Consider the following 11,297-nt stretch of genomic DNA (forward strand, 5'->3'; position numbering starts at 1 on the left):
GCACTTTGTCAAGCCGTCTGGAAACGATTTCGCGCGGGTGGCTGCCTGCACGTCGATCGCTGGTCACAGCGTGGCCCGACATCGCCTCCACGTCAAGCGCTACGCGCGAAATTCGTGAAGTTGGGTTTTGCCACCGCTGCCGACCTGGTGATCTGCGTGCGCGAGAGGCCGATCAGAAGGGCTCGACAGCCCGAATCCGCCACTGATCACCCTCACGCACCATCGCGAACTGTGCGCGCGGCGCACCGCTGTTGGTGGCCATGCTGTTCTGGGTCTCGCTCACGACGAGGTTCGCGATGACGGTCGCCGTCGCGCCGTCGTCGGCTCCGCTGAGGTCCCGGACGCCGATCGCGTCGACACGACACTCCGCACCCGTCTTGGTCTGCGTGATCAGCTCACGCTGCGCCTTCAGGGTCTCGTCGAACTCGGTACGCGCCTGACCGGTGAGGGCGTCCTGGGCACGCTTCTGCCACTCGTCGAGTTCGGTGTGGTCGTACCCGAACACCGCGCAGATCCGCTCCTGGGCCTGCGAGGTCAGCTGCGCCGTCGACTCCTGGTCCACGAACGCTTTGTTGGGGCCGATCTCGGCACCGGGATGAAACGCCAGGATCGCCGCGACGACGAACAGCCCGGCCGCGACCGCGGCGAGCACTCCGGTGCGGATGCCGAGGAAGTTGCGCGCACCGCTCCCCCGCCGGCCAGACCGCTTGCCGGGACGCCGTCCCGCCGGCCCGTCGGTCGTGCCCGTGGTCGGGGTCCCCGATGCCGGGGAGTCGCCACGACGCAGGGTCGAGACCCGCGCGACGGGCTTGGCCTTGGGCTTGGTGAGGTCGGGATTGGTGGGGTCGGGATTGGTGGGGTCGAGATTGGTGGGGGTCTCGGGCTCGGCCGACTCTGCGTTGGCCGTGGTTGCGTCGCGAGGCTCGTCGCCAGGCCCTTCGAGGCTCGTCGACTTCGACTCGCTGCGCTCGCTCAGCCCGGCGGCTTTCGCTCCTCGCACCTCAGGGGGCAGAGGGGCTTCCGCTTTCGCTCCTCGCACCTCAGGGGGCAACGAGGTCCTGCCGGCGACCTTCGGGGTCGGACGGCGCTTCGGGGTGGGCTTCTTCTTCGGGCGATCGGTGGCCATCAGTTGCCCCCCTCCGGAGCCGGGGCCGCGGGGGCGGGCGCACCGCCGGCGTCGGTGTAGGCGATGCCCTCGAGTCCGAGGATGTTCTCGGCCTTCCAGGCGTCGCCGTCCTTGGTCATGCTGACGTCGAAGCCGCGCGTCTCGTCGATGCCGGGCTGGCCGGGACGTTCGAGTGTCGTCACGACATAGACCAGCACCTTGGCCTTGTCCTCGTCGGCGTCGACCTCGCTCGGTGCGCTGCGCAGCAGTCGCGCGCTCAATTTGGCGGTGTTGGGACCGGCCGTCCCGAGCATGTCGAGGACGCTGCCGTCCTTGCCGCCGAGCACCTCGGTCTTGGCCTTGCCGGTCAGCGAGGCCTCGGCACGTTCCCGGAAGCCGTCGAGATCGGCCGGGTCGATCGTCGTGATGTTGAGGACGGCCTGCTCGGCCGCCTGCGTCGCGGCGTCACGGGTCTCCTGTGCGGGGTACTCGTCGAAGTAGACGTTGTAGGCGCGTACACCGAACACGGCCACGAGCACCACGCCGACCACGACCGCCACTGCGGCCAGTGCAACCGGCGCGTACTTCGCCGCCCGGCGCACGGCGGGGCGGATGCCGCTGGGCTTCTTCTCTGTCGGTTCTGGGGTGCCAGTCATCGGGAACACACTGTATATATCGCTCCTGAGCGCAAGCCAAGGCCACGAGCCAGACCATGCGGCCTGATCGCGACGGCGTCGCTCGTCGGGTGGTCGGGTCTACCGCGGCCGGACACCGAGCAGCGCTGCGAGCTGCCGGGCGAGCGGGTTGAGGTTGAGCTTGTCGGGATCTTTCTTGGGGGTGTTGTCCCACGGCTGCGGGTAGGCGGGGTTGGCGTATTGGGCGCGTTCGGCGCTGCGCACACCGGTCGGGTTGCCGAACGGCACCGTGCACTTGGCCTCGGTGTTGAACGCGAAGTCGTCGTAGCGCGGATCGAAGTCCGGATTCTGTCGGCGTGCTTCCGCCAGCACCAGATCCGTGCTCTCGTAACCGCGGGTACAAGCCGCGGGATTGTTGGTCTCGAGGACGACGCCGAAGTGGATCTGACCGTCGCCCGGAGCGGGTGCGTGGCTACCCGCCGACAACGCGGACAGCATGGCGAACGTCGTCGACGTCGTGTAGGTGGCCGGCTCGATCGTGCGGGCCACCTCGGCGAGATCCTTCACGACCTTGGAGAGGTCGTTGCCGTTCTTCTGGATCAGCTCCGAGATCTGGGTCGCCGACAAGGTGCCCGTCGTCAGCAGTCGCCGAAGGTCGGGATCGGCCGAGGCCAGCGTCGCGGTGACCAGATTCAGGTTGCGCGACCATGTGAGGATCGCGTCGGACTGATCGGCCTGGGTGCCGAGCACGACGTTCGAGTTCTGGATGAGCGCGACGGTCTCACTCAGGTTGTCCACGCCGGCCCGCGACAGCTTGCCGAGCGAGTCGACGAGGCGGGTGAGGTTCTCACCCTGCCCGTTGAATGCGCGGCCGAGTTCGGTGATGACGGTGTTCAGGTCGTCGACCGGGATCGAATCGGTGAAGTCGATCGCCGAGGCGACCACATCTTCGAGCGGCTCGGGAAGCGAGTACTTGGTGATCGTGTCGCCGCCCTTCAGGTACGGCCCTTCCGACGACGTCGGTTGCAGGTCGACGAACTGCTCGCCGATCGCGGACCGGTTCGCGACGACCGCGGTCGCCGACGCCGGGATCTCCGGCCCACCCGAGTCGATGTCGAGCGCGACGTCGACTCCCTCGGACGTGAGCGTCAGCTTGCCGACGCGACCCACGGGCACACCCTGGTAGGTGACCTCGGCGTTGGTGAAGATGCCGCCCGAATCGGGCAGCTTGGCGGTGACCGTGTACATCCCGACGCCGGCGAGCTTGTCCAGGCGGGCGTACTTCGCGCCCACGTACACCAGCGCCACCAGACCGACGATCACGAACACGATCAGCTGTATCTTGACGAGCTTGCCGATCATCGTCCTGCTCCTGACGGGTTCTGGGTGGGCGCCGCCGGTGCGAGTCCCATCGCGGCCAGCGGGCCGTCGAGGATGCCCTGACCCGGGGTCGCGGGAGTCGGCATCGGGCCGGCGCCCTCTGCCGGCCGGGAGAAGGACGCGGGATAGCGCCCACCCGACGGCGGGGTGTTCGGTCCCGGACGCCAGTTCGGACCCGGCGGAAGCAAGGTGATGGTCGGCCACCCGTAGCGCGGTCCGTTGCCGCGGTAGTACGGATTGCGCGGGTCGACCGGCACGCTCACGCGAGCAGGCGGCGAGTACTTCGGGGTCCCCTGGCCGACGCCGAGCGCCTCGAGCTGATTGAGCACGCGGAGGTCGAGCGTCATGAACAGGTTGGTCGAGTCACCGCGGACACCCGGCAACAGCCAGTCCGGGAACGGGTGGGTGAGCATCAACGGCGCCGCGGTGATGAGATCGGGAGCCGCGGCGGCGAGCTGGGTGAGCACCGGCCGCAACGCCTTCAGATCGTTGATCAGCGCCGTGCGCGACTTGCCCAGCACATCGGTACCGACCTGACCGAGCTGATCGAGCTTGGTCAGCAGCTCGACGAACTGGGGTCGCTGCTCCTCCAGCACCTCGACGCCCGCGGGCAGCTGCTTGAGGATGCGGTCGATCTGCGCGGTCTGCGCGGCCGTGCGCGTCGACAACTCGGCCAGACCGTCGATGGCGGTGATGATGTCGTCACGCTGCCGGTTCAGCCCGGCGATGAGGTCCTCGGTCTCGCCGATCAGGTTGCGGACCTTGTCGGTCCGGCCGTCGAGCGCCTTGTTCAGCTCGGTGACGATCGGCTGCAGCTGATTGAGACCACCGCCGTTGAGCAGCAGGGCCAGTGCGCCGAGAACCTGCTCGATGTCGGTGGCGGTGCGTGTCCGCGACACCGGGATCGGCTGGTCGGGGTTCTGGCGCGGCGCGTCGGCACTGCCGTCCGGTTCGGTCAACGCCACGAACTTCTCGCCGAGCAGCGAGGTCTGCTGCACGCTCGCCTCGGCCTCGTCGGAGAGATCGACGTTGTTCTGCACCTCGACGGTGACCTGGGCGAACCACTGGTCGTTCGGCACCTCGACCTTGGTCACGCGCCCGACCGGGATGCCGTCGCGCTTGACCGTCGACTGGGGGACGAGGTCGAGCACGTCGTCGAACTGGATCTTGTACGTGCGCGCGTTGTCCCCGGTGTTCACGCCACCGGGCAGCGGGATCGACTGGATGCCGTTGGACATGCAGCCGGTCACCAGCAGGGTCAGCGACAGTGCTGCGCCGGCCATCGCCGTACGCATCGACGAGCGGTTCATCAGTTGCCTCCCCGGGGTCGCGGGGTGGACGACGGGGCCGGCGACCTCGAGGGCGACGGGTTGCCGATCTCGGGGTCGGGGTTGCCCGGGACGGTGCCCGGCACCGGCGCGCGCTGCAGCTTGTTGTTGCTCATGATGCCGAACGGCAGCACGGGCAGCAGCGGCTCGAGCACACCCTTCTGGATCTGGTCACCGATCTCCTCGCACTGGCTGATCAGCGGACGCAACGTGTCGCTGAACTGATCGGCCGCGGGGTTGCCCGGCAGCAGCTGCCCGAGGTCGAGCAGGCGACACTGCGCTCCGATCAGGTCCTGCAGGTCCGGGATCGTCAGCCGCATGGCCAGCGTGCCCGACTCGGCGTCGTAGGCGTTGATCAGGTTGTTCACCGTGATCGGCAGCACGGTCAGGACCTCTTTGAGGTTGTTCTTCTGGTCGAGCAGCGCCTGGGTCGTCGGCTGCAGGTCCTTCACCGTCTCGCCGATCTGCTCGCGATTGTCGGCGAGGAAGGTCGCCACGTCGCCGAGAGCGATCGACAGCTTGTTCAGCGCGGCGGCGAGCTGCTCGCGCTCACCGGCGAGGAACTGGTTGAACGAGGCCATCTGGGTGTTGAACTGCCGTACCTGCGCATCGTTCTCGCGCAGTGCGCCGACGAACGTGTTCAGGTTCTTCACGGTGTCGAAGAGGTTGCCGCGCGAATCGCTCAGCGTCGTCGAGGCCTTCGACAGTCCCTCGATGGCCGCACCGAGCTTCTCGCCGTTGCCCTCGAGGTTCTCGGCGCCGGTCGTGACGAGTTCACTCACCGCGCCCTGGCGGCCGGTGCCGTCGGTCTTGTTGGCGCCATCGGGTCCGAGGGCGTCGGACAGTTCCTTGACGCTGGCGTAGATCTGGTCGACCTCCACCGGGACCATCGTCTGGTCGACGGAGAGGGTGAGGTCGCGCGGCGCCTTCTCCCCACCCGTGTAGGCGGGGGTGAGCTGCACGTAGCGATCCGCGACGACCGACGGGATGATCTGCACCGCACGGACATCCGCGGGCAGCTCGACCCCGCGGTCGACGGTCATGGTCACCTTCACCGTCTCGCCCTCCGGCGTGACCGAGTCGACCTTGCCGACGGCCACGCCGAGCACTCGGACGTCGGAGCCCTCGTAGATGCCGACCGACCGCTTGAAGGTCGCGGTGATCTTCGTGGTGCCGGTCGAGGAGAACACCCACCAGAGCGCGCCCGCGAGGATGAGCGCGATGATCAGCCCGATCACGATCACCACGATGTGCCGCGGCGTGAACCAGCGGCCGGGACCCGAATTCCGGGTCAGATCCGGTGTGGTCATCAGCCGACTCCCGTCCCGCCCTGGTTCTCCAAGGCCTGCTTGTTCGGCGGACGCGTCGTGTTCTGCTGTGGCAGCGCCGGCGGCAGCAGGTTCACCACCGAGGACTCGAACCAGCGACCGTTGCCGAGCACGTTCGCGTACAGGCGATAGAACGGCGCCATGTATTTGATCGAGTCGCGGATGTTCTGGTTCTGACGCTGCAGCAACTCGTTGACGCCCTTCAGCGCGTCGAGTGCCGGTCCGATCTGCTCCTCGTTGTCGCGCACGATGCCGGTGAGCGAGTCGCTGAGGCTCGTGGTGCTGGCCAGCAGCGCCGAGATGTTGCGCTGGCGGTTGTTCAGCTCGTCGAGCAGCTGACCCGCGCCGCCGATGAGGCGCACGAACTCCTCGTTGCGATCGGCCAGGATCTTCGAGGTGTCCTTCGTCGCGGCCAGCAGACGCTGAACCTCCTGGTCGCGGCTGGAGATCGTCTGCGACAGGCGGGCGATGCCGTCCAGCGCCGGACCGGTCGTACCCGCGGTCCCCGAGAAGGTGTCCGAGAGCACGCGCATCGACTCGGCCAGCTGGTCGTTGTCGAGCTCGCCGATCTGCTCGGCCGCGCCCGAGAACGCCTCGATGACGTCGTACGGGGCCACCGTGTCGGTCAGCGGGACGTCGGGATCGGCGGGCTCGCTGCCACGCGGGTTCAGCGACAGGAACTTCTGACCGAGGATCGTCTTGATCTGGATGGTCGCCTGCGTCTGGTCGCCGATCCAGGTGTTCTCCACCCGGAAGGTGACGTTGACGCGGTCCCCGTCGAGGGTGACGTCGTCGACCTCGCCCACCTTCACGCCCGCGACTCGGACCTCGTTGCCCGGCTTCAGACCGGCGGCCTCGGTGAACTTCGCGGTGTAGCGCGCACCCGCGCCGAGCAGCGGCAGTTCGGCGAGATAGAACGAGCTGAGTCCGAGCATCAGCAGGATCAGGATGCCGATGGCACCGATGCTGACCGGGCTGCGCCGGCCGCCGAAACGCCGGTGCGGATGCTGCACCGGAGCGTCGGTCTCATCGCGGTCGGTGTCGTTCATCTTCGGGTCGCGCACGTTCGGATCGTTGTTGTCTGCCATCGTGGTCACCCCCCTGGCCGGTCGTCTGCCCAGCAGCGCGTCGCCGCACTGGTGTAGAGCACATGGTTGATGTCGGGCAGCGGGACCAGCGGCTGCGTCAGCACCGGCGACTTGCCGTTGCCCGCCACCACGTCGATGCCGCACAGGTAGAACTGGAACCAGGAACCGAATGTCGCTGCGCGACCGATCTTCTGGAGCTTGATCGGCAGATTGGTCAGCGTCTCCTCGATGTCCTCGTCACGTTTGTTGATCTGGTCGGCCAGCGACTTCAGTCCGGCGATGTCGCCCTGGATGGACGGGCGCGTCGCACCGAGGATGTTCGCCGTGACCGAGGTCAGGTTGGAGACCGAGGTGATCGCCGAACCCACCGAACCGCGTTGTGCCGCAAGGCCGGTCACGAGCTTCTCGGTGTTGTCGAGGAGGCTGGTGAACTGCTCGTCGTTGCGGTTGACCGTGTCGAGGACCTTGGTCAGGTTGGTGATCAGCTCACCGATGACCTTGTCCTTGTCGGCGATCGCGTTCGTCAGATCGGCCGTGTCGCTGACCAGACGGGTGATCGAACCACCCTGCCCGTCGAAGATCGCGATGATCTGCTCGGTCAGCTTGTTCACGTCGGAGGCCGACAGCTGCTGGAACAGCGGCCGGAAACCGTTGAACAGTTCGGTCAGGTTCACCGGAGGGTGGGTGTCCGTGACGCCCGGCGTCAGGCCGAACGTATGACCCTGCGCGACCGTCTGCGACGGGTCGCCCGCCCCGCGCTCGAGGGCGAGGTACCGCAGACCGGTCAGGTTGCGGTAGCGGATGAAGAGCTGGGTGCCGTCCGGCAGACGGTCGCGGTCGACGTTGAACGAGACCTTCGCCTTGTTGCGGTCGTAGACCTCGACGCTCTCCACCTGCCCGACGCGCACGCCCGCGATCCGGACGTCGTCGCCCGGATTGAGCAACGTGGCGTCGGTGAACACGGCGTTGAACTTCGCATCACCGTCACCACCGGCGTTGGCGATGGTCACCGCGAGCAGACTCGTGGTCACCACGGTGACCACGCCGAAGACGATCAGCTTGATCAGCGGTCCGACAATCGACTTCATTTGATGTCGACCTTCGCACCCTGCAGCGCACCGCCGCCGATCATGGTCACCCAGGTCGGCACCTCTTCCGGCGACTTACCCGACGTGGCGCCGTAGATGACCTGCAACTGCTTGCGATACTCCGGGTCGTCGAACGGGTTGGACTCCACCGCCACGGGCTTCGCACCGGCCGGGGCCGACGAGACGGTCCCCGCCGGGACGCCGCTGAACTGGGGCTGCGGGAGCTGCCGGACGTTGCGCGGGCCGGGGTTGCGGGACGGCGGCTGGTAGCTGCCGTCCGCCAGGCCGCCGCCCGGATACTGCGGGAACGGGCGGTCGCCGCCCATCTTCGGGTCGTAACAGACGGCAGGCGGATCGAGGTCCATGAAGCGGGGTTCGTCCTGATTCGGTAGGTAACGGCCACGGGGATTGACGAACTGCAGGTTCACTCGCACACCCGGGTTGTCGGTCCCCTCGCCGACGATCTTGCGCGATTCCGGGATCAGACCCGCGAAGTTGCGGAACGTACACACGAAGGTCGGCGACTGCTTGGCCAGTCCGACGAGCAGTTCCTCGGAGTCGACGGCGAGGTCGATCAGGTCGGTGCGATTGGCGCGCAGCCAGCCGGTCAGGTCGTCGGATGCGACGCCGAGGGTGGCGATGAGCGTCCGGAGATCGTCCTGACGCTCGACGATGGTGTTCGACGTCGTGCGCAGCGAGTCGAGTGCGTCGACCACATCGGGCAGCGCCTGCGAATACGTCTGGGAGAAGCTGGCGAGTCCCTCGAGGGTGCCCTCCAGTTCGGGCAGGTTCTCGTTGATCTCGCCGAAGATCTGGTCGAGTTCCTCCAGCGTCGTGCCCAGCTGCTCACCGCGGCCGGACAGCGCCGACGACAGCGAGGTCAGCGTTGCGTTCAGGTCCTGGGGCGGGATCGCCTCGAGGACCGGCAGCAGCTTGTCGAACAACTGCTGGATCTCCAGGGCGTTGCCGCTGCGATCGGTCTCGATCGTCGCGCCGTTGCTCAGCGTCGGGCCCGAATTGTCCTCGGGCACCTGCAGAGCGACGTACCGCTCACCGAACAGCGTCTTCGGCAGGATGCGCGCGGTGGTCTTGTCCGAGAGCGTCGAGGCCTGATCGGGATTGAGCCCCAACACGACTTCGACGCGACCGTCGGGTCCGGGCTTGACCTCGCGCACCTCGCCGACGGTCATGCCGCGGGCCTTGACGTCGGCGTTGGCCGGCAGCGCGTTGCCGGTCGAGTCGGTCACCAGCGTGACGTCGGTGAACTCGGTGAACGACTTGTTGAACTTGGTGATCGTGAGGGTCAGGAACAACGCGACCACGAGGAAGAACACCAGGCCGAGCAACCGTTTACGCAGCAGCGTCACGTTAACCTCCCACTCGCACGGTTGTCGTGGTGCCCCAGATCGCCAGGCCGAGGAAGAAGTCCAGGACCGCGATCAGCACCAGAGCCGCTCGAACCGCGTGCCCGACGGCCACGCCCACACCCGCGGGACCGCCCGAGGCGTAGTAGCCGTAGTAGCAGTGCACGAGGATGATCACGAACGCGAAGACCAGCACCTTGCCGAACGACCACAAGACGTCGGCCGGTGGCAGGAACAGGTTGAAGTAGTGGTCGTAGGAGCCGCCGGACTGGCCGTTGAAGACCGTCGTCACCACGCGGGAGGCGAGGTACGCCGACAGCAGGCCGAGCACGTACAGCGGGATGACCGCGATGAAACCGGCGATCACTCGGGTCGACACCAGGAACGGGATCGACGGCACGGCCATCGTCTCCAGCGCGTCGATCTCCTCCGAGATCCGCATGGCGCCGAGCTGGGCGGTGAAGCCGCAGCCGACGGTCGCCGACAGCGCGAGACCCGCCACCAGCGGGGCCACCTCGCGGGTGTTGACGTAGGCGGAGAGGAAGCCGGTGAGGGCCTGCGACCCGATCTGGTCGAGCGCGGCGTACCCCTGCAGGCCGACCACGACGCCGGTGAACCCCGACATCAGCACCATCACGCCGATGGTGCCGCCGATGACCGCGAGTCCGCCCGATCCGAACGCGACTTCGGCGAGCAGGCGCATGACCTCACGCGTGTAGTGCACCAGCGTCTTCGGGATCCAGGCGAGCGTGCGGCCGTAGAACGACATCTGCTCGCCGGCACCGTCGAGCACCTTCAGCGGCTTGCCCAGCTGCTTGCGGGCCTCGTACATGTAGTACTCGGGCCGGCTCTTGGCGATGGTCACACCGCCCCCACCTTCGGTCACGTCTAGCTTCCCTTCGGTGGGACGACCTGCAGGTAGACCGCAGTGATGATCAGGTTCGCCAGGAACAGCAGCAGGAACGTGATGACGACGCTCTGGTTGACCGCGTCACCCACGCCCTTCGGGCCGCCCTTGGGGTTGAGGCCCTTGTACGACGCCACGACTCCGGCGAGGACGCCGAAGATCGCGGCCTTCAGCGTCGAGACCCAGAGGTCGGGGAGTTGCGCCAGCGCGCCGAACGACGCGAGGTAGGCGCCGGGCGTGCCACCCTGGACGACCACGTTGAAGAAGTAACCACCACCGATGCCGATCACGGCGACCAGACCGTTGAGCAGCATCGCCACCAGCACCATGGCCAGCACACGTGGAACGACCAGGCGCTGGATCGGGTTGATGCCGAGCACCTCCATCGCGTCGATCTCCTCGCGGATGGTGCGCGAGCCGAGGTCGGCGGCGACGGCCGAACCGGCCGCGCCGGCGATCAGCAACGACGTCACCAGCGGCGAACCCTGCTGGATGACGACGAGCACGCTGGCCGCACCGGTGTAGGACTCCGCACCGAGCTGCTTGATGAGCGAACCCGTCTGCAGCGAGACGATTGCGCCGAACGGGATCGCGATCAGCGCGGTCGGCAGGATCGTCACACTGGCGATGAACCAGGCCTGCTGGATGAACTCCCGCCACTGAAACGGGCGCACAAAGGTCTGGCGTGCAACATCGACGAAGAGCTGAACGATATTGCCGGTCTGTGACAGGGCACCTGTCCCGGCTTGCGCGATTCGGTCGACGCCACGCGTGGTGGCACTGCTCATCCTTAGGGAGTCCGCCCTTCGTTCCCATCAGCACGATGGCTGGGCTTGGTCAGTGCATCACCGGGTGTGTGCCACTGCTCGGTCGGGGCATCGCTGCCGCCGTAGTCGATGACGTCGGTGTTGGCCTGATCGGACCGCGCGTGCCCGGCGGTGACGCCGGCGGGGGCGGGGGTCCACTCGTTGTCGCCGCCCCGGCTCTCGCCGCCCCGGCTGTCGCCGGGTTCCCGACCGTTCGCCATGTTGTCGGCGTGGGCGCGGCTCTCCTCGCGGATCTGGTCTTCTTGTT

The 11,297-nt window shown here is 67.3% G+C and carries 10 protein-coding genes and 1 pseudogene; all 11 read right to left on the bottom strand.

Annotated elements, in window-relative coordinates; genetic code table 11:
* Positions 1-172 precede the first annotated feature (172 nt).
* A complete protein-coding gene (locus tag AMD30_RS22160) occupies positions 173-1,126 on the bottom strand; it encodes a hypothetical protein (RefSeq protein WP_055477131.1) in 954 nt (317 codons plus the stop codon).
* Complete coding sequence (locus AMD30_RS22165) at positions 1,126-1,761, bottom strand: lipase chaperone (RefSeq protein ID WP_014925630.1); 636 nt, start codon at positions 1,759-1,761, stop codon at positions 1,126-1,128. Before AMD30_RS22165 ends, AMD30_RS22160 begins: the two co-directional genes overlap by 1 nt.
* Positions 1,762-1,860: 99 nt before the next feature.
* Entirely contained in the window at positions 1,861-3,102 is a 1,242-nt protein-coding gene (locus AMD30_RS22170) for an MCE family protein (protein ID WP_010844669.1), read from the bottom strand.
* Complete coding sequence (locus tag AMD30_RS22175; protein ID WP_010844670.1) at positions 3,099-4,430, bottom strand: MCE family protein; 1,332 nt, start codon at positions 4,428-4,430, stop codon at positions 3,099-3,101. The genes AMD30_RS22170 and AMD30_RS22175 overlap by 4 nt, the downstream gene beginning before the upstream one ends.
* The gene (locus tag AMD30_RS22180) at positions 4,430-5,758 is read right to left on the bottom strand and encodes an MCE family protein (protein WP_055477132.1); all 1,329 of its coding nucleotides are present in this window, start codon (positions 5,756-5,758) and stop codon (positions 4,430-4,432) included. Before AMD30_RS22180 ends, AMD30_RS22175 begins: the two co-directional genes overlap by 1 nt.
* Positions 5,758-6,864: an MCE family protein gene (locus tag AMD30_RS22185; RefSeq protein WP_425307043.1), complete on the bottom strand. Its 1,107-nt coding sequence runs from the start codon at positions 6,862-6,864 to the stop codon at positions 5,758-5,760. Before AMD30_RS22185 ends, AMD30_RS22180 begins: the two co-directional genes overlap by 1 nt.
* A gap of 5 nt (positions 6,865-6,869) precedes the next feature.
* Positions 6,870-7,952 (bottom strand): MCE family protein, encoded by a 1,083-nt coding sequence (locus AMD30_RS22190; protein ID WP_010844673.1) that lies wholly within the window; start codon positions 7,950-7,952, stop codon positions 6,870-6,872.
* A complete protein-coding gene (locus AMD30_RS22195; protein ID WP_055477133.1) occupies positions 7,949-9,319 on the bottom strand; it encodes an MCE family protein in 1,371 nt (456 codons plus the stop codon). Before AMD30_RS22195 ends, AMD30_RS22190 begins: the two co-directional genes overlap by 4 nt.
* A 1-nt stretch (position 9,320) precedes the next feature.
* Positions 9,321-10,148, bottom strand: coding sequence for an MlaE family ABC transporter permease (locus tag AMD30_RS22200; RefSeq protein WP_044507639.1), 828 nt, complete (start codon positions 10,146-10,148; stop codon positions 9,321-9,323).
* A 56-nt stretch (positions 10,149-10,204) separates the two neighbouring features.
* The gene (locus AMD30_RS22205) at positions 10,205-11,011 is read right to left on the bottom strand and encodes an MlaE family ABC transporter permease (protein WP_004023366.1); all 807 of its coding nucleotides are present in this window, start codon (positions 11,009-11,011) and stop codon (positions 10,205-10,207) included.
* A 2-nt stretch (positions 11,012-11,013) separates the two neighbouring features.
* Positions 11,014-11,297: pseudogene (locus tag AMD30_RS25305) on the bottom strand (ABC transporter ATP-binding protein); the annotation flags it as partial.

This window comes from Gordonia sp. HS-NH1 (genome assembly GCF_001418765.1).
Classification (GTDB): domain Bacteria; phylum Actinomycetota; class Actinomycetes; order Mycobacteriales; family Mycobacteriaceae; genus Gordonia.